At 75.1% G+C, this 23,396-nt stretch carries 22 protein-coding genes and 1 riboswitch; of the genes, 11 read left to right on the top strand and 11 right to left on the bottom strand.

Going from position 1 to position 23,396, the window contains the following annotated elements:
• Nucleotides 1-92: riboswitch (TPP riboswitch) on the top strand.
• From thiM to ITJ44_RS12735, 3 genes are all read left to right on the top strand, one after another.
• On the top strand, nucleotides 83-910 hold the full coding sequence (gene thiM / locus ITJ44_RS12745; protein WP_194635925.1) for a hydroxyethylthiazole kinase: 828 nt from the start codon (nucleotides 83-85) through the stop codon (nucleotides 908-910). Its footprint overlaps the riboswitch before it by 10 nt.
• Entirely contained in the window at nucleotides 907-3,183 is a 2,277-nt protein-coding gene (thiD, locus tag ITJ44_RS12740) for a bifunctional hydroxymethylpyrimidine kinase/phosphomethylpyrimidine kinase (RefSeq protein WP_194635924.1), read from the top strand. The genes thiM and thiD overlap by 4 nt, the downstream gene beginning before the upstream one ends.
• A 180-nt stretch (nucleotides 3,184-3,363) precedes the next feature.
• The gene (locus ITJ44_RS12735; RefSeq protein ID WP_194635923.1) at nucleotides 3,364-4,251 is read left to right on the top strand and encodes a cupin domain-containing protein; all 888 of its coding nucleotides are present in this window, start codon (nucleotides 3,364-3,366) and stop codon (nucleotides 4,249-4,251) included.
• Nucleotides 4,252-4,314: 63 nt separating this feature from the next.
• Here ITJ44_RS12735 and ITJ44_RS12730 read toward each other — a convergent pair whose 3' ends face one another.
• Nucleotides 4,315-5,343 carry a hypothetical protein gene (locus tag ITJ44_RS12730; protein WP_194635922.1) on the bottom strand — a complete coding sequence of 343 codons (1,029 nt, stop codon included), beginning with the start codon at nucleotides 5,341-5,343 and terminating at the stop codon, nucleotides 4,315-4,317.
• A gap of 97 nt (nucleotides 5,344-5,440) precedes the next feature.
• Nucleotides 5,441-5,956 carry a hypothetical protein gene (locus tag ITJ44_RS12725; protein ID WP_194635921.1) on the bottom strand — a complete coding sequence of 172 codons (516 nt, stop codon included), beginning with the start codon at nucleotides 5,954-5,956 and terminating at the stop codon, nucleotides 5,441-5,443.
• Nucleotides 5,957-6,242: 286 nt separating this feature from the next.
• Here ITJ44_RS12725 and ITJ44_RS12720 point away from each other — a divergent pair, with 286 nt between their 5' ends.
• Nucleotides 6,243-6,419, top strand: coding sequence for a hypothetical protein (locus ITJ44_RS12720; protein ID WP_194635920.1), 177 nt, complete (start codon nucleotides 6,243-6,245; stop codon nucleotides 6,417-6,419).
• Nucleotides 6,420-6,473: 54 nt separating this feature from the next.
• Nucleotides 6,474-6,695: a hypothetical protein gene (locus ITJ44_RS12715; RefSeq protein ID WP_194635919.1), complete on the top strand. Its 222-nt coding sequence runs from the start codon at nucleotides 6,474-6,476 to the stop codon at nucleotides 6,693-6,695.
• 10 nt (nucleotides 6,696-6,705) lie between these two features.
• Here the strand turns inward: ITJ44_RS12715 and ITJ44_RS12710 are convergent, their stop codons facing one another.
• The gene (locus ITJ44_RS12710; protein WP_194635918.1) at nucleotides 6,706-8,838 is read right to left on the bottom strand and encodes a DEAD/DEAH box helicase; all 2,133 of its coding nucleotides are present in this window, start codon (nucleotides 8,836-8,838) and stop codon (nucleotides 6,706-6,708) included.
• Between the two features lie 294 nt (nucleotides 8,839-9,132).
• Between ITJ44_RS12710 and ITJ44_RS12705 the strand changes: the two genes are divergently transcribed.
• Complete coding sequence (locus ITJ44_RS12705) at nucleotides 9,133-10,281, top strand: glutathione S-transferase family protein (RefSeq protein ID WP_194635917.1); 1,149 nt, start codon at nucleotides 9,133-9,135, stop codon at nucleotides 10,279-10,281.
• A complete protein-coding gene (locus ITJ44_RS12700; RefSeq protein WP_194635916.1) occupies nucleotides 10,281-11,069 on the top strand; it encodes an alpha/beta hydrolase in 789 nt (262 codons plus the stop codon). Before ITJ44_RS12705 ends, ITJ44_RS12700 begins: the two co-directional genes overlap by 1 nt.
• On the opposite strand, the gene ITJ44_RS12695 is transcribed toward ITJ44_RS12700, so the two are convergent.
• Nucleotides 11,032-11,406, bottom strand: coding sequence for a DUF6804 family protein (locus ITJ44_RS12695; RefSeq protein ID WP_194635915.1), 375 nt, complete (start codon nucleotides 11,404-11,406; stop codon nucleotides 11,032-11,034). The two genes, ITJ44_RS12700 and ITJ44_RS12695, sit on opposite strands and share 38 nt — an antisense overlap.
• 130 nt (nucleotides 11,407-11,536) lie before the next feature.
• On the opposite strand from ITJ44_RS12695, the gene ITJ44_RS12690 reads away from it, so the two are divergent.
• Complete coding sequence (locus ITJ44_RS12690) at nucleotides 11,537-12,577, top strand: zinc-dependent alcohol dehydrogenase family protein (RefSeq protein ID WP_194635914.1); 1,041 nt, start codon at nucleotides 11,537-11,539, stop codon at nucleotides 12,575-12,577.
• Between the two features lie 15 nt (nucleotides 12,578-12,592).
• On the opposite strand, the gene ITJ44_RS12685 is transcribed toward ITJ44_RS12690, so the two are convergent.
• Nucleotides 12,593-12,910, bottom strand: a complete 318-nt coding sequence (locus ITJ44_RS12685; RefSeq protein WP_194635913.1) for a putative quinol monooxygenase — start codon at nucleotides 12,908-12,910, stop codon at nucleotides 12,593-12,595.
• Between the two features lie 59 nt (nucleotides 12,911-12,969).
• A complete protein-coding gene (locus ITJ44_RS12680) occupies nucleotides 12,970-14,724 on the bottom strand; it encodes a pyruvate dehydrogenase (protein WP_194635912.1) in 1,755 nt (584 codons plus the stop codon).
• A gap of 115 nt (nucleotides 14,725-14,839) precedes the next feature.
• On the opposite strand from ITJ44_RS12680, the gene ITJ44_RS16190 reads away from it, so the two are divergent.
• Nucleotides 14,840-15,565, top strand: a complete 726-nt coding sequence (locus ITJ44_RS16190; protein ID WP_194635911.1) for a DUF1684 domain-containing protein — start codon at nucleotides 14,840-14,842, stop codon at nucleotides 15,563-15,565.
• Here the strand turns inward: ITJ44_RS16190 and ITJ44_RS12670 are convergent.
• Entirely contained in the window at nucleotides 15,562-16,524 is a 963-nt protein-coding gene (locus ITJ44_RS12670; RefSeq protein WP_370551694.1) for an NADP-dependent oxidoreductase, read from the bottom strand. The two genes, ITJ44_RS16190 and ITJ44_RS12670, sit on opposite strands and share 4 nt — an antisense overlap.
• A gap of 141 nt (nucleotides 16,525-16,665) precedes the next feature.
• On the opposite strand from ITJ44_RS12670, the gene ITJ44_RS12665 reads away from it, so the two are divergent.
• Nucleotides 16,666-17,589: a LysR family transcriptional regulator gene (locus ITJ44_RS12665; protein ID WP_194635909.1), complete on the top strand. Its 924-nt coding sequence runs from the start codon at nucleotides 16,666-16,668 to the stop codon at nucleotides 17,587-17,589.
• Here the strand turns inward: ITJ44_RS12665 and ITJ44_RS12660 are convergent.
• Nucleotides 17,586-19,727 carry a prolyl oligopeptidase family serine peptidase gene (locus ITJ44_RS12660; protein WP_194635908.1) on the bottom strand — a complete coding sequence of 714 codons (2,142 nt, stop codon included), beginning with the start codon at nucleotides 19,725-19,727 and terminating at the stop codon, nucleotides 17,586-17,588. The two genes, ITJ44_RS12665 and ITJ44_RS12660, sit on opposite strands and share 4 nt — an antisense overlap.
• Nucleotides 19,728-19,807: 80 nt before the next feature.
• Here ITJ44_RS12660 and ITJ44_RS12655 point away from each other — a divergent pair, with 80 nt between their 5' ends.
• On the top strand, nucleotides 19,808-20,707 hold the full coding sequence (locus ITJ44_RS12655; RefSeq protein WP_194635907.1) for a TetR/AcrR family transcriptional regulator: 900 nt from the start codon (nucleotides 19,808-19,810) through the stop codon (nucleotides 20,705-20,707).
• Here ITJ44_RS12655 and ITJ44_RS12650 read toward each other — a convergent pair.
• The 3 genes from ITJ44_RS12650 to ITJ44_RS12640 form a co-directional block, all read right to left on the bottom strand.
• Entirely contained in the window at nucleotides 20,704-21,297 is a 594-nt protein-coding gene (locus tag ITJ44_RS12650) for a GDSL-type esterase/lipase family protein (RefSeq protein ID WP_228495046.1), read from the bottom strand. The genes ITJ44_RS12655 and ITJ44_RS12650 overlap by 4 nt on opposite strands.
• Nucleotides 21,298-21,365: 68 nt before the next feature.
• Nucleotides 21,366-21,815: a hypothetical protein gene (locus ITJ44_RS12645; protein ID WP_194635905.1), complete on the bottom strand. Its 450-nt coding sequence runs from the start codon at nucleotides 21,813-21,815 to the stop codon at nucleotides 21,366-21,368.
• Nucleotides 21,812-23,338 carry an SDR family oxidoreductase gene (locus tag ITJ44_RS12640; RefSeq protein WP_194635904.1) on the bottom strand — a complete coding sequence of 509 codons (1,527 nt, stop codon included), beginning with the start codon at nucleotides 23,336-23,338 and terminating at the stop codon, nucleotides 21,812-21,814. Before ITJ44_RS12640 ends, ITJ44_RS12645 begins: the two co-directional genes overlap by 4 nt.
• Nucleotides 23,339-23,396: the final 58 nt, after the last annotated feature.

Below are 23,396 nucleotides of genomic sequence, written 5' to 3'. Positions count from 1 at the left end.
ATCCCTGACACGGGGTGCCCACGAGGGCTGAGATCAGACCCGTCGCACCTGATCCGGTTCGCACCGGCGGAGGGATGTCATCATGAGCGCTGCGCGCCCATCGGCCCACGAGACCACGGGGACGGGGACCGCCTCGGCGGATCTCCTCCTCCTGCTGCGGGAGCGCGTGCCGCTCGTGCAGTGCATCACGAACGCCGTCGTCACCGGCTTCACGGCGAACGTCCTCCTCGCGCTGGGCGCCGCGCCCGCGATGACGGACGTGCCGACCGAGGCGGGGCCGTTCGCCCGGATCGCCTCCGGGGTGCTCGTCAACCTCGGCACGCCGCATGCGGAGCAGCGGGAGGCCGCGGTCGAGGCGGCCCACGCGGCGCGCGCGGCGGGCACGCCGTGGGTGCTGGATCCCGTCGCAGTCGGCGCCCTGCCGGTGCGGACCCGGCTCGCGCACGAGCTCGTGGCGCTGTCGCCGACCATCGTCCGCGGCAACGCGTCGGAGGTCATCGCGCTCGCGACCGGCGGGGCGGGCGGCCGCGGGGTCGACGCGACCGACGAGGTGGAGGCGGCGCTCGACGCCGCGACGCTGCTCGCGCGCACCTTCGGCACGGTCGTCGCCGTGTCCGGACCGGTCGACCACATCACGGACGGGACGCGGGTCGTGCGCGTGCACACGGGCGATCCGCTGCTGACGAAGGTCACGGGCGGCGGCTGCGCGCTCGGCGCCGTGATGGCGGCGTTCGCGTCGCTGGATCCGGATCCGCTGCGGGCCGCCGTCGCCGCGACGAGCGTGTACACGATCGCCGCGGAGGTCGCCGCCGAGGGCGCGCGCGGGCCCGGATCCTTCGCGGTCGCGCTGCTCGACGCGCTCGACGCCGTCACGCCCGAGCTGGTCGCCCAGCGCGAGCGCCTCTCGTGAACGGGCTCGACCTCTCCGTCTACCTCGTCACCGATCCCGCCCTGTGCGGCGAGCGCGGCGTCCCCGCGGTCGTCGCCGCGGCGGTCGCGGGCGGGGCGACGGCCGTGCAGATCCGCGACAAGCGCGCGAGCGCGGCCGAGCTGCTGGCGACGGTGACCGCGGCGGCCGCGGCCGTCGACGCGCACGCCTCCGCGCACCCCGGCGCCCCTCGTCCGCTGCTGCTGGTCGACGACCGCGTCGACGTCGTCCTCGCGGCCGTCGCCCGCGGCGTGCGCGTGGACGGGGTCCACGTGGGCCAGTCGGACGTGCCGGCCGACCTCGCGCGGCGGATGCTCGACGCGGCCAGCCCGGACCGCCGCCTCGTCGTGGGCCTCACCGCGAACGCGCCCGAGCACGTCCGGGCGGTGCGCGCGCTCCCGGCGGGCACGGTCGACTACCTCGGCGTCGGCGTGATCCGCCCCACGACCACCAAGCCCGACCACCCCGCGCCGCTCGGGCACGACGGTTTCGGGATCATCGCCGGCCTCTCCCCCGTCCCCTGCGTCGCGATCGGCGGCGTGGACGTGGGCGACGTGGAGGCCATCGCGGCAGCGGGCGGCGCGGGCACGGCCGTCGTGTCGGCGATCTGCGCGGCCGAGGATCCGGAGGCCGCGGCGCGCGAGCTGGCGGAGGCGTGGGCGCGGGCGCGCTCGGAGGCGGACCCCGCGACGGCTCCCGACGCGGCCGGCGCGGATCCGAACGGGGCGACGACCCCCGAGCCGGTCACGCCACCCGCGGCAGCCGACCCCGCGCGCGTCCCCCGCGTCCTCAGCATCGCAGGCACGGATCCCACGGGCGGCGCGGGCATCCCGGCCGACCTCAAGTCCATCGCGGCGAACGGCGGCTACGGCATGGCCGTGGTCACGGCGCTCGTGGCGCAGAACACGACGGGCGTGCGGGAGATCCACGTGCCGCCCGTCGCGTTCCTGCGCGCGCAGCTCGACGCGGTGTCCGACGACGTCGTGATCGACGCCGTGAAGATCGGCATGCTCGGATCCGCCGCGGTCGTCGACGAGGTCGCCGACTGGCTGCGCGCCACGCGGCCGCCGGTCGTGGTGCTGGATCCGGTGATGGTCGCCCAGTCCGGCGACGCACTCCTCGACGCCGACGCGACCGACGCGCTCCGCCGCCTGCTGCCGCTCGCGGACGTGGTCACCCCGAACCTGCCGGAGCTCGCCGCGCTCCTCGGCGAGCGCGAGGCCGACGGCTGGGAGGCGGCGCTCGCGCAGGGCCGGACGCTCGCGGCGCGCCACGGTGTCCGGGTGATCGTCAAGGGCGGGCACCTCCGCGTCGACGACTGCCCGGACGCGCTCGTCGTCCCCGGCGCGGGCGACGCGGATCCGAGGGTGCACGTCGTCGACGGCCCGCGCATCGCGACGACCAGCACGCACGGCACCGGCTGCTCCCTCTCCAGCGCGCTCGCGACCCTGCGCCCGCGCCGCGGCGACTGGCTCGCAGCGCTCGCGGAGGCGAAGACCTGGCTCACCGGATCCCTCGCGCACGCCGAGGACCTGGAGGTGGGTGCCGGCGCGGGCCCGCTCGACCACCTGCGCGCGCTGTGGGACGCGGCCGGCACCCACGCGGGTCCGATCTCCGCCGAGATGTGGGCGGGATCCGCCGACCTCCGCGCCGAGATCGACGACCTCCCCTTCGTCCGCCGGCTCGGCGACGGCACGCTCCCCGAGGCGTGGTTCTCGCACTACCTCGCGCAGGACGCCATCTACCTGCGCGCGTACTCCCGCGTCCTCGCGCGGGCGAGCCAGCTCGCGCCGACGCCGGACGCGCAGGTGGAGTGGGCGCGCTCCGCGGCCGACGCGATCGCCGCCGAGTCGGCGCTGCACGAGGAGTGGCTGTCCCGGCATCCCGCGGAGATGGTCGCCGGCCCCGTCACGCGCGCCTACGTCGACCACCTGCTCGCGCACGCGGCCGGCAGCGACTACGCGGTGCTCGTGGCGGCGCTGCTGCCGTGCTTCACGATCTACGCGGACGTGGGCACGCGGCTCCGGGCGGCGGGATCCGCGGCGGCGGCCGCGGGCGACGCCCACCCGTACGCGGCGTGGCTGGCGACGTACGCGGATCCGGAGTTCGCGGCCGCCACCCGGCGCGCGTGCGAGCTGGTGGACGAGGCGGCGGTCATCGCGGGACCGCTCCGGCGCCCGGCCATGCTCGAGGCGTCGCTCCTGTCGTCCGCGTACGAGCGCGACTTCTTCCGCGCCCCGGAGGCGCTCGGCTGACCCGGCGCGCCCCGGCCCGGCTCCCGCCGCGCGCGCCCGCCGCGCGCCCGCCCTGGGGACGCCCGGCCGCGTCCCCCGCCGCACCCGCGGGAGGATGCCCGTGCCCCGACGCGACCACCGCGCCGGGGCTCCCCGTTCCACGACCCGGGCATCCCGCATGCCCGACAGAGAGGACTCCGCATGCGCGTCGAAGCCGAGACCCCCGCCACCACGATGCCCGCCGACCAGGTCACGGGCGAGGCCCGCCTCCGCTGGCTCTCCACCCCGCAGACGCCCGAGCAGCGCGCGGTCGTCGCGTCCGTCGCGTTCGCCGCCGGCGCCCGCACCGTGTGGCACTCCCACGTCCTCGGCCAGACGCTGCACGTGACCTCGGGCATCGCCCGGGTGGGCACGCGCGGCGGCGAGGTGGTCGAGGTCGGACCCGGCGGATCCGTGTACATCGCGGCCGGCGAGGAGCACTGGCACGGCGCCACGGCCCACGCGCCGATGGAGCACGTCGCGGTGCTGGAGGACGGCGACGACCCCGTCGACGCGACCACCTGGGGCCCGCACGTCACCGACGAGGAGTTCCTGCGGCCCGCCGCCCCCGCGTCCGTCGCCGCGCCGACCGCCACCCCGGCCGCCGCGCTGCCCGTGCCGCTCGGCGCGCCCGTCCTCGTGCACGCGCTGCACTACACCGCCATGTTCGGCGAGAAGCCGTTCGACGAGGCGCTGCTCGTGTACCTCGACAACGGCTCGTACAAGATCCTCTCGCCCGGCGAGGAGCACTACGGCAGCTACGTCTCCGCATCCGGGACGGGCGTCGCGCCCCGCCACGTCGCGTTCCTGTCGTGGCCGTCGGACGACTGGCACCGCAACGTCGCGAGCCACACGCTCACCTTCTCGGAGGACACGGGCGCCTTCATCCAGTCGCTCGTGCTCCCGGGCGACGCGGTGCCGCGCGCGCAGCACGGCTTCGCCGAGGTGGTCGCGGATCCCGAGCGCGTCGACATGACGGCGTCGTGGGATGCGCTGCGGGTCACGCACGCCGAGGTGTTCGACCGCCTGCGGGAGCACGCCCACCGCTGATCGAGCCGGCTCGCGGAGGAGGCCGATGGGCGGCGCGCCCTGCGGGACGCGTCGCCCGTCGGCCTACTCCGCGGCGGTGACGGCGATCGTGGCAGCGGCGCGTGCGGCCCGGCGGCGGCGCAGCAGGAGCACGACCACGAGCGCCACGAGGAGCGCGATCACGGCGGCAGCCACCCCGAGGACGAGCGCGAGATCCGGCCCCCGCGCCTGCTGCACGGCGGTCGTGCTGCCGACGTCGGGGAACGTCACGTCCGCCGTCGTCGCGTGGGCGACCAGGCCGCTCGTGAGCGCGAGCTGCGCGGTCCACGGCCCGGCCGGTATCCCCGCGGCGAGCGTGAACGCCACCTCCCCCGTACCCCCGGGAGCGATGGTCGTCACGGCGTCGACGGGCGACGGCCCGGCCGAGAGACCACCGGGACCGCCGGACAGGGCCAGGGTGCCGGACACGTCGACGGCGCGCCCACCCGTGTTGGTCACGGAGGCGACGAGGCGCGGGGCACCGGCGTCGTCCCGTCCCGCGACGACGGACCCGATGGCGAAGTCGGCGGGCGGGCCGTTCCCCGGCCCGACCGAGAGGTAGACCCGGACGCCCACGCGGCTCGCGGCCGCGATGGTGGCACCGGCCTCGGCGGGCACGGCGACCTCCGCCCAGACGGCGGCGTAGCGCTCGCCCTCCGCGGCATCGTCCGGGACGGCGATCGTCACGGGCACGTCGGCCGTCGCGCCGGGCGCGAGCTGCAGGGTGGGCTGCGCGACGGCGATCCACGAGGTCAGCTCGTCCGGCGTCGCGCCGTCGAGGCCCACGAACGAGCCGCCGTCGATCCGGGCGCCGCCCGCGTAGACCTTCACCGACTGCGGCGCGGATGTGCCGTTCTGCACCTGCACGCGGCGGGTGATCGTCGCGCCGGGCTGCACGCGGTCGACGACGTAGGAGCGCGCCCGCGGGTCGTCCTGCGTGGCGACGGGGATGTCGAGGAGGCGGATGCCGATGCCGTCGGCCATCGCCGGTGCGGGCGACGCCGCCGACGCGGATGCGGCAGGACCGAGCGCGAGCGCGGTGACGATGAGGACGATGCGGAGGTGACGGCGCACGACGGGCTCCCGATGCTGGTTGCGGGCAGGTCGACCGGCCGGGCGACATGCGGACGGGGACGACCGCGGATGCGGACGCCCCCGTCTGGTGCGCGTGCTACAGGACGGACTGCGTCAGCGTGGCCGTGTAGTCGGTCGCCGCGAGGGCGTCGGCGGGGACGGCGACGGCGACCGTCGCGCCCCAGGTCGCGGTGTTGTTGCCCGTGACCGCGGTGGCGGTCTGGACGGCGCCCGTGCCGGCGGCCGCGGCGGCCGCCGCGACCGCGACGGTGCCCGTGGTGGTGGCGGTCGTCGGCGTGTAGGTGATGCCCGCGACGGGGATCGAGGTCTTCGTGGTGGCGGACGCGAACGGCGTGATGCTGACCGACGAGGTCCAGCCGATCGTGTCGGCCGTGAGGTCGGAGACCTGGACGCCGGCGAGCGTGCCGGTGGAGGTCGACCCCGGGGCGACCTTGGAGAGCGCGACCGCGGCGGGGGCCGTGATGCTCAGGGCGCCGGCGGTCACCTCCATCGTCGCGGTGGTGGTCGCCGCGGACGCGGGGAGCGCGGTCAGGCCGGTGAGGGCCAGCGCTCCGACGACGACGGTGGTGGTGGTGATCAGGGACTTGCGCATGCTGCCGCCTTGTGGGCTCGTACTGCACGGGTGTCGGGGATCGCCCCGACGAGCCGAACCGTATGCCCCTTCTCGGGCGCCGCGTACCGATCCGGGGCTCCGGCGCCACCCGAAAGGGGGGACATCGGCCCACGGCCCCGGAGAACCGCGGGAGCAGTGGGTGCGGAAGCGGGTGGGGAAGGTTCCCATCCCGGCGCCGGGGCATGTCGTCCCGGGCGCGGCGGATGCCGGATCCCGCTCTGCTCCCTGGCCCGTAGGCTGGCGCCACCCGACCCGAGGAGCCCGCGTGGAGCTGTCGATCCTGATCTACCTGGTCTTCATCCCGATCGTGATCCTCCTCGTCTTCGCCGTCATCGGCACCAGGCGCTCGAACCCGACGCAGGACGCGCAGGACGCCGTCGCCCGTGAGCGCCGCGCGGCGCGGAAGGCGGAGCGGGCGCGGCGGAAGGCCGAGCGCGGCTGATCCGCGCTGGGGAGGATCCGCATCCCACGCGCGTCCGACGCGCATCCTGGGCGGATGACCCCGGAGGACATGAGGCGCCGCCGCATCCGAGCCGCACGCGACGCCGCGATCCTCTCCGCCGTCTACCTCGTCTCGCAGCTCGTGATCGTGCCGGTGGCCTCCGGGCGCCCCGCCACCGAGCAGGCGGCCCCGGCCGCGGTCTGGGCCGTCCTCCTGTTCGCGTTCGCCTACTCGATCAGGGTGGCCCGGCACCGACGCAGCCGGGACGGCGACTAGCCCGCCCCGGCTACGCGGCCAGCGCCTCCTCGAGGAGGTGCGACAGCGCGTCGAGCTGCACGGACGTGGATCCGGCCTCGTCGAAGTCCTCGCCGTCGAGCGCGCGCGCCGCGAGGCCCGCCTTGCTGTCGATGAGCTCCGCGATCTTCGCGTCGATGGTCTGCGCCGCGATGATCCGCCACGCGGTGACGGGCTCCTCCTGGCCGATGCGGTGCACGCGGTCGATGGCCTGCGTCTGCTCCGCGCTCGTCCAGCTGAGCTCCGCGAGCACCACGTTGGACGCGGCCTGCAGGTTGAGGCCGACGCCCGCCGCGGTGAGCGAGCAGACCACGACCTTCACCTCGGGGTCGTTCTGGAAGGAGTCGATCGCGTGCTGGCGCGCCGCCGGGGTCTGGTCCCCGCGGATCGACACGCTCTTCAGCTCGCGCTTGGCGAACGTGGCCTCGGCCTGGTCCATCACGTCGACGTGCTTCGCGAAGAACACGACCTTGCCCACCGAGCGGGCGAGCTGCGCGGCGTAGTCGGCCGCGAGCACGGCCTTGGCCTGGCCGATGCGCCGCACCATGGTGAACACGTTCTCGCCGGTCTTCTGCGCCTTGGCCTCGTCGAGCTCGGACTGCGCCACGAGCCGCACGAGGCTCGCGCGCTCGGATGCCGGTCCGTCCATGACGTCGGCGACCGTGGTGCCGCGCGCGCCGACGAGCGCCGTGAACCGCTTCACGAGGCGCGCCGCGAGCTCGCGCTCGGCCTGGCGGATGGAGCGGCCCAGGTCGTCGTCGAGCTCGACGGGCAGGTCGGCGATGCGCTTGGACGGCAGGTCCGTCGCCACGTCGATCTTGCGGCGCCGCACGATGCCCAGGTCGATGACCGCGCGCCTCGCCTCCGCGAAGAAGCCGGGGTCGGCGGGCGTGAGACCCGCCTCCTCCAGCTCGCCCATGAGGCGCGAGGTGGGCTTGTCGCCGTCGATCCAGCCGAGGAACTGCCAGATCGCGCGGAAGTCGTCGATGTCGTTGATGAGCGGCGTGCCCGTCAGCGCCATGAGCAGCGGGTTCGACTGGCGCTGCCGGATGCTCTCGGCGAGCGCCAGCACGAACTTCGAGCGCTGCGACTGCAGGTTCTTGATGAAGTGCGCCTCGTCGACGACCATGCCGCGGAAGCCGAGCGTCCGCAGCCAGCCGATGTGCCGGTCGAGCACCTCGTAGTTGACGATGACGACGTCCGCGAACGCGTCGAGCCCCGCGCCGTCGCCGTGGATCACGGTGGCGCGGCGGTGCGGCGTCCAGCGCTCGACCTCGCGCTTCCAGTTCATCTTCACGACGTTCGGGACGACGACGAGCAGCGGGTAGGCGTCGGCGACCGACGCGCCGAGCAGCGCCTGCGCGGTCTTGCCGAGGCCGGGCTCGTCGGCGAGCAGGAACTCGCGGTGGCCGAGGCGCACGCTCTCGAGGAAGCGCGCCTGGTGGCGCATGAGCTCGAGGTTCTGCGGGGAGAGGCGGTCGATGCGGGGACTCTCGGGCAGGTCCATGCTCGCGATGCCGCCGCCGGCGCCGTACTCGAACGACTTGAACAGCGGGCCGAGCAGCTCCCAGTTCGCCAGCAGGCGGGTGGGCGGCGCGGCGGGCGCGGGCCGGTCGAGGTCGGGCTCGAGGAACGGGTTGGCGAGGACGCGGGCCTTCACCGAGGGCGGCACGACCTGCCGCTCGTGCAGCTTGGCGAGGGCGGGATCCTCGGGCTCGGGCTCCGGCTCCTCCTCCACGACCATCTCCACGCCGCCGTCGAACAGCATGTGCTTGCGCATGGCGCGGGCGGTCTCGGAGAGCTTGGCGTCGGGATCCAGCAGCGGCAGCACCGAGGTGTCGCGCGCGGCCGTGCGGGCGAGGATGCTCGCGATGCCGTCGAGGCGCTTCAGGGTCTCGGCGCGCTCGGGGTCGCTGAGCGGGGTGGCCGGGTCCTTCGCGTGCGTGCGCTCCTCGCGCATCAGCACGGCGATGACCTGGAACTTCGTGCGGTTGACGGGCTTGAGCTTGCCGCGCTGCGCGGCCTGCTCGATCTCGCGCACGGCGCGCGCCAGCACGGGGATGAGCCCCTCGTTGTCGATCGTGCGCGTGCGGGCGGAGGACCGCCGCTGGCCGGTGCGAGCCATGCAACTCCTTGTTCACTGCCGGGGCCAGGCGCTGCCTGCGCTCCCGGATCGGAAGGACGTAAGCCCGTCGCGCACGGTGACGCGTGCGGTCGGACGGTGGCGAGGGGACCTGCCTCGAGCAACCGGGGTTCCGGGTCGGGGATGGGATGAGGGTCCGCCGCCTGCGCCCGGCCGCCTCGGGGAGGACGGGCACGTAGAGGAGTTTACGGTACGCGGGCGGCGATGCGCGCCGGTGTGCGCGGTGCGGCTGGACGCGGCCCGGTCGCCGTGGGCGGCCCGGCCTAGGGTGGATGCATGACGGATCAGGCGACACCCGCAGGCAGCAACGAGGCGGGCGCTCCCGGCCGCTACGTCGAGGAGGGTGAGTTCACCCGCGACACGAACTACATCGAGGACCGGATCCTCCGCGACGGCTCGCAGGGCTGGCCCGTCGAGGCCGGCCGCTACCGCCTCGTCGCGGCGCGCGCGTGCCCGTGGGCGAACCGCTCGGTGATCGTGCGGCGGCTGCTCGGCCTCGAGGACGCGATCTCGCTCGGCCTCCCCGGCCCCACGCACGACGCCCGCAGCTGGACCTTCGACCTCGACCCCGACGGCCGCGACCCGGTGCTCGGCACCGAGCGCCTGCAGGAGTCGTTCTTCCGGCGCTTCCCCGACTACCCGCGCGGGATCACGGTGCCGGCGCTCGTCGACATCCCCTCCGGCCAGGTCGTCACCAACGACTACCCGCAGATCACGCTCGACCTCTCCACCGAGTGGACCGAGCACCACCGCGAGGGCGCGCCCGACCTCTATCCCGTCGCGCTGCGGGCGGAGATCGACGAGGTCGCCGACCTGGTCTTCCGCGACGTGAACAACGGCGTGTACCGCTGCGGCTTCGCGGGATCCCAGGAGGCGTACGAGAAGGCCTACGACCGCCTCTTCTCCCGGCTCGACTGGCTGAGCGACCGGCTCAGCACGCAGCGCTACCTCGTGGGCGACACCATCACCGAGGCCGACGTGCGCCTGTTCACGACGCTCGCGCGCTTCGACGCCGTCTACCACGGGCACTTCAAGTGCAACCGGCAGAAGCTCGACGAGATGCCCGTGCTGTGGGCCTACGCGCGGGACCTCTTCCAGACGCCCGGCTTCGGCGACACCATCGACTTCGTGCAGATCAAGCAGCACTACTACCTGACGCACACCGACATCAACCCGACCCGCGTCGTGCCGGTCGGCCCCGAGACGTGGGGCTGGCTCGAGCCGCACGGGCGCGAGGAGCTGGGCGGCCGGCCGTTCGGCGACGGCACCCCTCCCGGCCCGGTCCGCGAGGGCGAGCGCGTGCCCGAGGGCCACGGCGCGGTGCCGCGCGGCGGCCGCGAGACGCGCCCGTCCGAGGCGCGCGCCGCGGTCTCCGGGACGCCCGTGCCCGGCTCGGCCGGCGCCGGTCCCGCGAGCACGTCCTGATGGCGGCGCGCACCGCCGCCCGCGTCACGCCGCGTCGTCGCCTGCTCGGCCTCGCGATCCGGCACGTCCCCGCCGTCGCGCGCTCCCTCCGCGGCACGCCCGCGGCCGGCACGCACGTCACGCGCTTCCCCGCCGGCCAGCAGGGCCTGCCGCTCGACGTCGCCGTCTGGACGCCGCCCGGGCACGACCGCTCGGCGACCGGATCCCCCGTGCTCGTCGTCCTCGCCCGGCACGACGGCGACTGGCTGCCGTCCACGCTCGCCAAGGACCTCCGCGCGGTCGTCGTGACCATGGCGCCCGACGACGACGCGCAGGCGCTCGCGACCCTCTCCTGGATCGCGTCGCACGCGGCCGGGTGGAACGGCACGGCGGAGCGGCTCGGGATCCTCGGCGACGGCCCCGGCGCCGACCGCGCGCTGCGCGTCACCGCGCTCGCCCGCGACGCCGGCGGCCCCGCCGTGCTGCGGCTCGTGCTCGTGAGCCCGTCCGGCGACGTGCCGAGCCCCGGGTCCACCGACTCCCGGGGCCGCGACCGCGACGGGATGCCCGACGCGCTCGTGCACGTCGGTGCCGCGGACCCGCGCATCGACCACGTCGTCGAGGGCGTCGCGGCGCTCAAGGCGGCGGGCGCGAAGGCGCGGCTCATCCGGATCCCGCAGGCCGACCAGGGTTGGCTCGCCTACCCGGCGGCCGACCCCCGGCTCGCCCGCCGGTCGCTCGACGAGATCGTCGCCTACCTGCGGCGGGGTCTCACCGAGGAGCGCGCGTTCGGGGTCGGCCCGGCGTAGGGGCGGCCTCCGCGGGCACCTTCACGAGGATGCCCGCGGCGATGAACACGATCGCGGCCACGTACTGCAGCGACTGCCACGTGACGGCCTCGACGGGGATCACGGCGACGGGGTTCCACATGACCGCGACGGCCGCGAGCAGCACGGCGCTCCACCAGCTGCGGGCGCGCACCGAGAACACGATCATGATGAGCGCGAGGATCGCCACCGCGAAGCGCACGACCGTGAAGAACTCCCCGTCGATGACCGCGAACCCGGCCAGCAGCACGATGGCGCCGAGGAGCCCGGGCGCGAGCGACGGACGGGTGAACGCGGGGGCGGCGGGGGTGCGGGTCACCCCGTCAGTCTGTCAGCGCGCGCCGGGAGCGGGACACGGCACGGGGCCGCCGGTCCCCCCGCGCGCCGGGTGAGGTCCCCGCTCGGATAGCGTGGACGAGCCCGTCCCGCCCCGATCCCGAGGAGCCCCCATGCGCGCCGTCGTCTACGAGAGGTTCGGCGAGACGCCCGTCGTCCGCGAGCTGCCGGATCCCGCGCCGTCCCCCGCCGGCGTCGTCGTCCGCGTCGAGGCCACAGGCGTCTGCCGCAGCGACGCGCACGGCTGGCTCGGGCACGACGACGGCATCGCGCTCCCGCAGGTGCCGGGCCACGAGCTGGTCGGGCGGATCCACGAGGTCGGCCCCGAGGTCACGCGCTTCCGGGTCGGCGACCGCGTGACCGTCCCGTTCGTCTGCGCGTGCGGCCGCTGCGCCGAGTGCCGCGCGGGCAACGGCCAGGTGTGCCGGGACCAGACGCAGCCCGGCTTCACGCACTGGGGATCCTTCGCCGAGCTCGTCGTGCTGCACGACGCCGACGTGAACCTGATCCCCGTGCCCGACGACCTCGACGCCGGCGCCGCGGCGCTCCTCGGCTGCCGCTTCGCCACCGCGTTCCGGGGGCTCGTGCACCGCGCCCGGATCCAGCGCGGCGAGCGCCTGCTCGTCATCGGCTGCGGCGGCGTCGGCCTCAGCGCCGTGATGATCGGGGTCGCGGTCGGCGCGGAGGTCATCGCGGTCGACGTGGATCCCGCCGCCCTCGCGCGCGCCTCGGAGCTCGGCGCCGAGTACACGATCGACTCGTCCGACCTCTCGGAGCTCGACGTGCTCGACGCGATCCACGCGGTCTCCCCCGACGGCGTCCAGGTCTCGGTGGAGGCGCTCGGCCGCGAGTCCACGCTCCGGATCAGCCTGCTCGCGCTCGCGCCGACGGGCCGGCAGGTCCAGATCGGCCTGTTCCCGAGCGAGCCGACGGTGCCCGTGCCGTTCATCATCAGCCAGGAGCTGAGCCTGCACGGCAGCCACGGCATGCCCGCGCACGACTACGCCGAGCTGATGGCCCTGGTCGCCTCGGGCGCGCTGAAGCCCGAGCTGCTCATCGAGCACCGCATCACCCTCGACGAGGCCCCGACCGCGCTCGAGGCGCTCGCGTCGGGCGACCGCTCGGCGGGGATCACGCTGGTCGAGGTCGGCTGAGCGGAGCGCGGATCCCTAGAGCGCGCCCTGCAGCTCCGAGCCGGCCGGGATCGGTGTGAGCCGCGTGACGACGGCGGGCCCGGTGATGAGGCCGGCGAGCGACGCGCCCATGCGGGCGACGGCCTCGCCCGTGCCGTGCGCCTCGAGGTCCGCGACGGACGACCACTTCTCGAGCATCACGATGGTGCCGTCGGGCGCGTCGTGGATCGCGTAGACCTCGCAGCCCTCCTCCTCGTGCACGCCGGCGATGCCGCGCGAGAGGGCGGCGACCGCCTCATCGTGCTTGCCCTCCACGGGCGTGAAGACGGCGGTGACGACGACGGGCTGGGACATGGGATCTCCTCGGGGTGGGACGGGCGATGGGACGGGTGCGGGGACGTCAGGGGAACCGCTCACGGCCGCGGGATGTTCCGCAGGTTCGAGCGGGCGAGCTTCACGGCTTCGCCGACGCCGCCGTTCATCACGATCTTCGACATCGAGAGCGCGAAGCCCTTCACCTGCGCGGCCGTGATCTCCGGCGGGATCGAGAGCGCCATCGGGTCGGTCACGAGGTCCACGAGCGCGGGACCGTCGTGCGCGAACGCGGCCTCCAGCGCGCCGCGGATGTCGGCCGGGTCCTCGACGCGCTGGGAGTGGATCCCCAGGGCGGCGGCGACCGCGGCGTAGTCGACCATGGGCACGTCCACCCCGAAGTCGGGGATCCCGTCGACCAGCATCTCGACCTTCACGAGCCCGAGCGTCGAGTTGTTGAACACGACCACCTTCACGGGCAGGTCGTACGCCGCGACCGTCACGAGCTCGCCCATGAGCATCGCCAGGCCGCCGTCGCCCGAGACCGAAACGACCTGCCGCTCCGGGTACGCGACCTGCGCGCCGATGGCCATCGGGAGCGCGTTCGCCATGGACCCGTGCACGAGCGAGCCGATCATCCGCCGCCGCCCGTTGGGGGTGAGGTAGCGCGCGCTCCACACGTTGCACATGCCGGTGTCGGCCGTGAACACGGTGTCGTCGCCCGCGACCTCGTCGAGGATGCTGGCCGCGTACTCCGGGTGGATGGGCCGCAGCTCCTCCGCCTTCGTCGTGTACGCGCCGACGACCTGCTCGACCTTCTTCTCCTGCTCCGCGAGCAGCTTCTCCAGGAACTTCCGATTCGTCTTCCGCTCGACGAGCGGCAGCACCGCGCGGATCGTGGAGAGCGCGTCGCCGTGGATCGCGATGTCGACGTCGGTGCGGCGGCCGAGGCGCTCGGGCGCGACGTCGATCTGCGCCGTCCGCACGTCCTTGCCGGGCAGGAACTGGTCGTAGGGGAAGTCGGTGCCGATGAGGATCAGCAGGTCGGCGCCCGAGATGCCGGCGGCCGCGGCGCCGTAGCCGATGAGGCCCGTCATGCCGACGTCGAACGGGTTGTCCTGCTGGATCACGTCCTTGCCGCGCAGCGAGTGGCCCACCGGCGCGGCGATCTTGTCGGCGAGCTCCAGGAGCTCGGCGTGCGCGGATCCCGCTCCCCGCCCCGCGAAGATCGCGACGGTCCGCGCCTCGTCGATGGCGGCGGCGAGCGCGCGCACGTCCTCCTCCGCCGGCACGACCGCGGGACGCCGCGGCAGCGAGAACGCGGGGGCCGCCCCCTCGGCGGGGAACTCCGCGACGTCGCCCGGCAGCGTGATGACGCTGACGCCGCCGAGCGCGAGGGAGTGCCGCATCGCCTGGTCGACGACGCGCGGCGCCTGGACGGCGGTCGAGATCATCTCCGTGTAGTGCGAGCACTCGACGAAGAGGCGGTCGGGGTGCGTCTCCTGGAAGTAGCCGGAGCCGATCTGGTTCGTCGTGATGTGGCTGGCGATCGCGAGCACGGGCGCGCCCGAGCGGTGCGCGTCGTACAGGCCGTTGATGAGGTGGAGGTGGCCGGGGCCGCAGGATCCGGCGCACACGGCGAGCCTCCCGGTCAGCTGCGCCTCGGCGGAGGCGGCGAACGCGCCCGCCTCCTCGTGGCGCACGTGGATCCAGTCGATGCCGCCCTTGCGGCTCCCGCCCGTGCGCCGCACCGCGTCGACGACCGGGTTGAGGCTGTCGCCGACGACCCCGTAGATGCGGCTCACCCCCGCCTCGATGAGCTGGGCGATGAGCTGGTCGGCGACCGTGCGTGCCATGGGTGCGTCCTTTCCGTCGGTGGATCCAGTCAATACCCGGTGCCTCCGCGCGACCTCCGCGGCGGCCCCGGCGCCCGTCGGGAATGCCGCCGGACGTCCCGCACGTTGACCCGGGGTGACCGACACGCGAGAGACCCCCGCCCGCCCCGCCGCATCCGACGACCTCGCCGCGTACGACGCCTGGCACCGCGCCCGCCTCGCCGCCGTGACGAGCCCGTTCGGCAGCCTCGCGCTCATCCAGACGACCTGGCTCGAGCCCGGCCGCGAGGTCAGCGACCTCGAGGCGCTCGACGGCCAGCCCGACACCGTGCAGCTCACCCGCATCGAGCGCACCTCGCTCGACACCGGCGAGCCCGAGCACGGCTACCGGCTGTGGGACGCGGCGTCGCCGAAGAACCAGGCGTTCGAGGACATCGAGGTCTACCCGTACGCGCCCGAGTGGATCCTCGAGGGCCGCTTCGAGCGCGTCGACGACGACCGCGTGATCCCGTTCGAGCACATCGCCGACGCCGGCCGCACGCGCGAGCTGCCGGTGCCCGGCGACATCGTGGTGGAGATCGAGGGGCGCGAGGTGCGCCTCAGCGCGTTCGCCGACGGCGACCGCCTCCAGCTCGTCTTCGCGGATGCGACCACCGGCCGCGAGAGCTACGCGCCCAGCCGCTTCCTCTTCCTCCCGCGCCCCGACGGCGACGGGCCCGTGACGCTCGACTTCACGCGCGCCGTCGTCCCGCCGTGCGGCTTCTCCGACTGGATGAACTGCCCGCTCCCGCCCGCCGGCAACCGCCTCGCCGCGGCCGTGCGTGCCGGCGAGCGCCGGGTGCTCTACCGCGACGAGGCCTAGGGCACCAGCACGACCTTGCCGGGCGCGTGGCTCCGGCGCGCGAAGCGGTGCGCGTCCGCGGCGTCGGCGAGGGCGAAGGTCCCCGCGATCCGCACCCGGAGGCGCCCCGCACCCGCATGGTCGGCCAGCGTCTGCCGCACCGACGCGCGGTACTCCGTGCCCGCGTCCTGCCCGGGGCCGTAGCCGAGGAGGCGGATGCCCGCATCCGCCCTCCGGTCGGATCCCGTGATGGAGGCGATCCGCCCGCGGTCCGCGACGAGCTCGACCGACACGTCGAGCGCCTCGTCCGTGCCGACCGTGTCGACGGCCGCGTCGATCCCCCGCGGCGCCGCCGCGCGGATCCGGTCGGCGAGCCCCGGGCCGTGGGCGACCGGGATCGCGCCGAGGCCGCGGAGCACCTCGTGGTTGCGGTCCGACGCAGTGGCGACGACCGTGGCGCCGGCGATGCCCGCGAGCTGCACGGCCATGAGCCCCACGCCGCCGGATCCGCCGTGGACGAGGACGGTGTCGCCCGCCCCCGCGCCGACGGCGTGCAGCGCGTGCGCCGCGGTGGTGCCGGCGAGCATCAGGCCAGCGGCCTCCTCCTCGCCGAGCGCGGCCGGTCGCGGGATGAGCGAGGACGGCGGCGCGACCACGTGATCGGCGTACGCGGCGGTGACCGGGTAGACGACGACCTCCTCGCCGACGACCACGTCGCGCACGTCCGCGCCGATCTCGACGACCACGCCGGAGCACTCGAGGCCGAGGGTCGGCAGCGCCTCCGTCATGCCGGCCTCCGCGCGCTGATCGTCGTCGACGTCGTGGAAGGCACCGCCGTAGAGCTTCCAGTCGATGGGGTTGACGCCCGCCGCGCGGACGCGGACGACGACCTCGCCGGCTCCCGCTCGGGGTGTGGGGACGTCGACGACGGTGAGGACCTCGGGTCCTCCGTGCTGGCGGGGGCGGATGGCTCGGGACACGGGTGCTCCTTCTCGTGGGCGGCGCCTCCATCGCATCCGGATGGATGCGCCATGCGCCTCGGCCAGTCTCGGCCCGCACCTCCCATGCGTCCAGTGCAATCGTGGTAAGCATGCATTGCACTTGATGCAACTGGAGGACGCATGGCACAGCTCGACCTGAACCTGCTGCGCGTGCTCGACGCCCTGGTCGCGACGAGCAGCGTCACGGAGGCCGCGGCCCGCCTCGGCCTCTCCCCGCCCGCCGCCAGCCGCGCGCTCGGCCGCCTCCGCGTGAGCATGGGCGACGAGATCCTCGTCCGCGCCGGCCGCGGCATGGTTCCCACGCCGTTCGCTCTGCGCGTCGCCGCGTCTGTCCGCGCCCTGCTGGACGAGGCGGACGGCCTCACCCGCGCCGGGGAGGACGACCCGTCCACCTGGAACCGGGCCTTCACCATCCGCATGAACGAGTCGCTGATCCCCGTGCTCGCGCCGGCCCTGTCGGAACGCGTCGTCGCGGAGGCGCCTGGCGTGCTGCTCCGCTTCGTGCCGCAGGAGTCGAAGGACGCCGGGGGCCTCCGCGACGGGACGCTCGACCTCGACGTGGGGATCCGCGTGGCCTCGCCGCCCGACGTGCTCGCCGCGCCGCTCCTCACCGACCGCTTCGTCGCCGTCGTGGGCGCGCGCGCGGCCCTCGGCCGGAAGGCGCGGCTCACGCTCGACGACCTCGCGTCCCACCCGCACGTCTCGGCGTCACGGCGGGGCCGCGCGCGCGGGCCGGTCGACGACGCGCTGGAGGCCACGGGGCGGACGCGCCGCGTGGTCGCGGTCGCGCCCACCTACGCGGTGGCGGCCCTCATGGTCGTGGGCAGCGGATCCATCTGCCTGCTCCCGGAGCTCATGACCGAGCGCCTCATCGAGGGCGGCGTCCCGCTCCGGGCGCACCGGCTGCCGCTCGACCTGCCCGAGGTGCAGGTGGACCAGCGCTGGCACCGCCGCGCGGACGCGGATCCCGCCTCCCGTTGGCTCCGCCGCTCGCTCGACGCCGTGGCGATCGACGTCACGGCCGGACGCCGACGCCGCCGCTAGCCGAGCGCCTCGGGACGGACCCAGTCCTCCCCGTGCACGTGCTGGTCGAGGAAGGCGAGCACCGTCCGGTACCAGACCACCGACTGCTGCGGCTTCAGGATCCAGTGGTTCTCGTCCGGGAAGACCAGGAGCTTGTGCGGCGTGGTGCCGTCGTCGGCCGCGTGGTGCTCCGCGAGCTCCGACCAGAGGCGCAGGCTCTCGCCGATGGGCACGCGGTAGTCGCGGTCGCCGTGGATCACCAGCATGGGCGTCACGATGTCGCGCACGGAGTGGTGCGGCGAGTTCCGGTCGAGCCCCTCGGCGGAGAAGATGCTCTGCCAGTACTGCGACGAGTCGGTCGTGGGCCCGAACTGGTCGAGCGCCCACAGGCTCGCGTGGCTGACGATCGCGCGGAAGCGGTCGGTGTGGCCCGCGACCCAGTTGGCCATGTAGCCGCCGAACGAGCCGCCCATCGCGGCCGTGCGCGTCTCGTCGACGTCGTCGCGCGCCTCGACGGCGTCGGTGATCGACATGAGGTCGGTGAAGGGCGCCTCGCCCCACGCGTCCCAGCCGCGGGCGATGAAGTCGAGGCCGTAGCCGGTGCTCAGCGCGGGATCCGGCAGCAGCACCGCGTAGCCGCGCGCCACCATCACCTGCGGGGTCCAGCGCCAGCTCCACGCGTTCCAGCTGTTGAGCGGGCCGCCGTGGATCCACAGCAGCAGCGGTGCGGGCGCCTCGGCCGACGCGCCCTCCGGCAGCAGCAGCCAGCCGCGCACGCGCGCGCCGTCGGCGGCCGTCGTCTCGACCTCCGTCATGGTGCCGGTCGTCGCGGGGACGGGCGCGGGCGTGACCAGCTCGGCCACGGATCCGTCGGCCGCCGAGACGCGCACGGGGTGCGCGGGCGCCATCCACGAGGAGCGGAGGGCGAGCACGTCGCCGGTCTCGGGGTCGACCTGCACGTCCGTGTAGGAGTGGTCGTCGGTCGTGAGCTGGGTGACGGAGTCGTCGAGACCGATGCGGAAGACCGGTCCACGACCGTCCTGGTCGGCGGTGACGACGAGCGCCTGCGAGTCCGCGTCGAAGCGGAGCGACGACGGCCAGCGGTCCCAGCCCGCGGCGACGCGACGGGCGTCGGATCCGTCGAGCGCCGACACCCAGAGCTCCTGCTGCGTGGGCGCGGCGGGCGTCGCGCGGTCGGTGCGGACGTAGGCGACGAGCGCGCCGTCCGGGCTGATGGCGGGCATCTCGAGGTCGACGCCGGGCAGGTCGAGGAGCGTGGTGCGCTCCCCGGTCGCGACGTCGATCGACACGAGCGCCTGCCGGAAGCCGCGACGCTCCTTCACGCCCACCGCGACGACGAGGGTGCGGCCGTCCGGCGCGAGCGCGGCGGACGCGTGCTCGAGCGTGCGGCCGGGACGAGGGGTGAGGTCGCGCGGGCGCGGCAGGGAGGTCGGGTACGGCTGCGCGGTGGCACCGGGCGCGGCGGCCGCGGATCCGCCGTCCTCGGTCGCGGCCTCGGCGGCGAGCGCGGTCGCGGAGTCGGCCGTCGTGGGCCGCGCGGGCTCCTCCACGAGCGCGTCGGCGAGGTCGAGCGCGAACAGGTGCGGCTCGTCGGGGCCGAGGTCGTGGTCCCAGTAGCGCACGGGGTAGCTCTCGTGCAGGATCGCGTTCACCTGGAGGTCGGCGCGGGCCTTCCGCGCCACGGCGTCGGCCTCGAGCGAGGTGGATCCGGGCAGCAGCGGCGCCCGCAGGATCACCGTGGCGGCGTCGCGCGCGACGGCCGCGATGCCGTCCACGCCGCCGGCCAGGCGCGTCAGCGCGCGGGCCTCGCCGCCGGCGGCCGGCAGGATCCACAGCTGCGCGGCGTCCTTCTCGTCGGCGTCGTCGGCGTCGGGCCGGGAGGAGACGAACAGCAGGTCGCCGGTCGCGGTGAACGCCGCGCCGGCCTCGCTCCTCGCCGAGCGGGTGAGGCGCCGCGGCACGCCGCCGCCCGTCGCGGGGACGACCCAGAGGGCGTGGCGGTAGCCGGTCCGCGCGGCGTCGAGGGTCGTGACGGTGAGCACCGCGCGGCCTCCGTCGGGCGAGAGCACGAGGCCGCCGAGGCGCGGGATGGCGATGAGGTCGTCGAGCTCGGAGAAGGGGGTGCGGGTGTCGGGCATGCTCCCACGCTAGCCGCGGCGCGCGAGGAGCCGATCCTTTGGGCCCAAATGGCTGGCGCCGTCCCGGTATGATCTCCTGCATGGAGCGGCCAGCCGGTCGGGTCGGGAGGCCCGCGCGCGTCTCGCGGAGGCTCATCGCGGAGGCGGCCCTCGAGGTCGGCCTCAGCACCCTCACCCTCACCTCGCTCGCGCATCGCCTCGGCGTCGACCACTCGACGCTGTACCGGCACGTCGCGAGCCGGGACGACATCGTCGTCCTCGCCTGCGACACCGCGGTCGCGCGCATGGACTGGCCGCAGGTCCCCGACGCCCCCGCCGCCGTGCTCGAGTCCGCCGACGACTCCTCGTGGCGCACCTACCTCGCCCAGGCCGTCGAGCGCATCTGGGACATGTACGACCGGCACCCGGGCCTCGCCAGCGCGATCCACCACCTCGACACGGCGCCCGACCAGGTCGTGCTGCGCTTCACCGGGGCGATCCGCGACCTCACCCGGATGGGCTTCGCGGAGGCGGAGGCCGTGCTGGTCCTCGACACCGTGCTCGACATCGGGGTCGAGTCCTACGTCGCCTGGGAGCGCGCGCTCACGGCGGGCGCGGGCGCGGCCGCGCGGCCCTCGTCGTCGTCGCCCATCGCCGACGCGACGCTGCCGGCCGCGGTGGGACGCGGGCTGCTCGCGCTCGCCGCCGACGGGATCGCCGCCGAGCACGCGGCCGACGCCGGCGCCGACGCGGCCGCCCCCGCGTCCCGCCGCGGAGGCCCCGCGCACTCCGCGGGCGCTCCCGACGCGGTCCACGCGCGCGAGGAGGAGGACCAGCGCGACGCCCACGGCACGGCGCACCGCGTCACGGCCCGGTTCTCGGGCCAGGTGCCGACGGAATCCGCCGCGACGCCGCGCGACTGGTGGCGGCGCAAGCTCGGCGTGATCCTCGCGGGCGTGGGCGAGCTGCGCTCCCCCGGCCCCGCCGCGGCCGAGCGCTAGGAGCGGTCCGGGCCGTCCGCCTCGTCCTCGGCGTCCGAGGCGTCCCGCGCGGCGAGGACGGGCGCGAGGACCGCGCCGACCGCCGCCGCCCCGTCGTCGTTCAGGTGCAGGCGGTCGTCCGTGAGGGTGGGGGCGAGCTCCCCGTCGCCGAAGCCGAGGGCGGGCCACAGGTCCACGTGCTCGGCGCGGACCGCCGGCGCGTACTGGCGGATGTGCACGTTGACCACCCGGATCCGCTCGGCGTGCTCGCGCCCGCGGGGCGGCACCGACAGCACGACGATCCGGGCCGCGGGCAGGTCGCGTCGGAGGTGCGCGAGGATCGTCTCCAGCGCGCGGACGGTCTGCTCGGGGCCGCGGCGCGCGGCCCCGAGGTCGTGGGTGCCGCAGGACACCACGAGCGTCGACGGATCCGCGGCCACCGCCTCCGGCAGGAGCGCGAGCACGTCGTCGGTGGTCTGGCCGGCCCGGCCGAGGTCCACGATCCGCGCCGCCCCGTCATCCCCGTCGGGACCGGGGACGATGCCGCCCCAGCCGCCGTCCCCCGTGAGGCTGTCGCCCAGGAGGACGGTCGTGCGCGTGCGCGGTGCCATGGATCCGCCTCTCGTCGTGCCCATCATGGTCCCCGCGCCCGCGGAAGTCACCGGGACGAGGCGCGGCCTCAGCCGTGCTGACGGCGCGCGACCCGGCGCCACCAGCGACGGCGGCGCGGGGAGAGCACGAGCACGGCGACCGCGATGAGGAGCGGGAGGGACAGGATCGTCGCGACCAGCGCACCCGCCTGCCCGGGGTTCAGGGGGATGCCGAGCACGTCGATGGTGACGCGCGAGGCGGCGCCGTCGGTGAGGTCGGTGATGCCGCGATCCCCGGCCGCGTCGACCGGCACGGGCTTCCACGCCTCGGACGCGGCCGGGTCGGGCGTGCTCCTGGCCGAGGGCGTGCGCGAGGCGGCGGAGGGATCACCGGCGATGGTCGTCAGGTCGGCGCGCGCCTGCACGGGCGCCGACACGCTCATCGTCACGGCGGTCGCGAGGCCGGCCGACGCGAGGGCGATGCCCACGAGGGTCAGGAGGATCAGGCCGATGCGCGGGGCCCCGATCCTCCGGCTCACCGTGCGGCCCCCTCGAGGGCGCGCTCGGCCTCGCGGCGCTCCGTCGCGGCGAGCGCCTTCGCGGTGATGCGCGTGGCCATCGACGTGAAGATCACGCCGTGGAAGGGCAGGATCGAGAACCAGTAGAGCCGGCCGGCCAGGCCCGAGGGGAAGAAGATCGCGCGCTGCCGGTAGTCGCTGCCGCCGCCCTCGCGGGGCGTGGAGCTGAGCTCGAGCCAGGCCTCGCCCGGCACCTTCATCTCGGCGCGCAGCCGCAGCGATGAGCCGCGCTCGATGTGCTCGACGCGCCAGAAGTCGAGCGCGTCGCCCGTCTGCAGGGTCGTCGCGCTGCGGCGGCCGCGACGCAGCCCCACGCCGCCGACGAGCTTGTCCATCCAGCCGCGGGCCGCCCAGGCGACCGGCAGCGAGTACCAGCCGTTGTCGCCGCCGATCCCCTCGATCACGGCCCAGAGGTCCTCGGGGGCCGCATCGGTCGCGCGCTCCTTGAGGTCGAGGTAGACGGTGTGGCCCGACCACTCGGGGTCGCTCGGCAGCAGGTCGCTGGGGGCGCCGACCACGGCCGAGTCCTTCCAGCTGGTCTCGACGACGCCGTCGCGCATCCGGCCGAGCGCGAGGCGGACCGAGCGACGGTAGCCGGTGAGGCCGCCATCGGGGTCGGGGATGTAGCTCGAGATGTCGTGCTCGCCCATCACGCAGTCGTACTGCAGCGACTCGATGATCGGCACGGCCAGCGTCCGCGGGATCGGCGTGACGACGTTGACCCAGTGCGCGGCGAGGCGCGGGGCGAAGATCGGGATGGACGCGATGGGCCGCTGCGGCAGGCCGGCCTCGACCGCGTACCCGTTCATCATCTGGCCGTAGCGGAGCACGTCCGGACCGCCGATGTCGAACGTGCGGTTGAGGCCGTCGGGGAGGTCGGCGGCGGCGACGAGGTAGTAGAGGACGTCGCGGATCGCGATGGGCTGGATGAAGTTGCGCACCCAGCCGGGCGCCGGCATGAAGGGCAGCACCTCGGTGAGGTGGCGGATCATCTCGAACGACGTGGAGCCGGATCCGATGACCACGCCCGCCTGCAGGGCGATGGTCGGCACGCCGCTCGCGAGGAGCACGTCGCCCACGACCTTGCGGCTCGCGAGGTGCTTCGAGAGCACGTCGGCGTCGGGGTGGAGCCCGCCGAGGTAGACGATGCGCCCCACGCCCGCGGCCTTCGCCGCCGTGGCGACGTGCTCGGCGGAGGCGCGCTCCGACGACGCGAAGTCGCCCTTGGATCCCATGCCGTGCACGAGGTAGTAGAGGACGTCCACGCCGTCGACCGCGGGCACGAGGGTGGACGCGTCCGCGAGGTCGCCGCGCACCACCTCGACGTCGTCGCGCCAGGGCACGTCGGTGAGCCGGCGCGGGTCCCGCACGAGCACCCGGACGCGGAAGCCGGCCTCGAGGAGGCGGGGCACGAGCCGACCGCCGATGTAGCCCGTCGCTCCGGTCACGAGGGCGAGACGGGAGGCGGCGCTCGGCGAAGTCATTCCCTCACGCTAGGCAATCAGCCTGGCAAGCGGCTCCCAGGAGCCGGGACGGAAGGTG

The organism is Clavibacter sp. VKM Ac-2873 (genome assembly GCF_015351075.1).
Taxonomy (GTDB): Bacteria; Actinomycetota; Actinomycetes; order Actinomycetales; family Microbacteriaceae; genus Clavibacter.
This window is presented reverse-complemented; position numbering and strand designations above follow the sequence as displayed.

Bases quoted from the DNA above. Each gene is read 5' to 3' on its own strand.
- ITJ44_RS12680 (WP_194635912.1), bottom strand. From the start codon at position 14,724: ATGGCACGCACGGTCGCCGACCAGCTCATCGCCCAGCTCATCGAGGCG.
- ITJ44_RS12710 (WP_194635918.1), bottom strand. From the start codon at position 8,838: ATGGCTCGCACCGGCCAGCGGCGGTCCTCCGCCCGCACGCGCACGATC.
- ITJ44_RS12660 (WP_194635908.1), bottom strand. From the start codon at position 19,727: ATGCCCGACACCCGCACCCCCTTCTCCGAGCTCGACGACCTCATCGCC.
- ITJ44_RS12735 (WP_194635923.1), top strand. From the start codon at position 3,364: ATGCGCGTCGAAGCCGAGACCCCCGCCACCACGATGCCCGCCGACCAG.
- ITJ44_RS12715 (WP_194635919.1), top strand. From the start codon at position 6,474: ATGACCCCGGAGGACATGAGGCGCCGCCGCATCCGAGCCGCACGCGAC.
- thiM (WP_194635925.1), top strand. From the start codon at position 83: ATGAGCGCTGCGCGCCCATCGGCCCACGAGACCACGGGGACGGGGACC.
- ITJ44_RS12650 (WP_228495046.1), bottom strand. From the start codon at position 21,297: ATGGCACCGCGCACGCGCACGACCGTCCTCCTGGGCGACAGCCTCACG.
- ITJ44_RS12705 (WP_194635917.1), top strand. From the start codon at position 9,133: ATGACGGATCAGGCGACACCCGCAGGCAGCAACGAGGCGGGCGCTCCC.
- ITJ44_RS12655 (WP_194635907.1), top strand. From the start codon at position 19,808: ATGGAGCGGCCAGCCGGTCGGGTCGGGAGGCCCGCGCGCGTCTCGCGG.
- ITJ44_RS12640 (WP_194635904.1), bottom strand. From the start codon at position 23,338: ATGACTTCGCCGAGCGCCGCCTCCCGTCTCGCCCTCGTGACCGGAGCG.
- ITJ44_RS12700 (WP_194635916.1), top strand. From the start codon at position 10,281: ATGGCGGCGCGCACCGCCGCCCGCGTCACGCCGCGTCGTCGCCTGCTC.
- ITJ44_RS12690 (WP_194635914.1), top strand. From the start codon at position 11,537: ATGCGCGCCGTCGTCTACGAGAGGTTCGGCGAGACGCCCGTCGTCCGC.
- ITJ44_RS12665 (WP_194635909.1), top strand. From the start codon at position 16,666: ATGGCACAGCTCGACCTGAACCTGCTGCGCGTGCTCGACGCCCTGGTC.
- ITJ44_RS12725 (WP_194635921.1), bottom strand. From the start codon at position 5,956: ATGCGCAAGTCCCTGATCACCACCACCACCGTCGTCGTCGGAGCGCTG.
- ITJ44_RS12685 (WP_194635913.1), bottom strand. From the start codon at position 12,910: ATGTCCCAGCCCGTCGTCGTCACCGCCGTCTTCACGCCCGTGGAGGGC.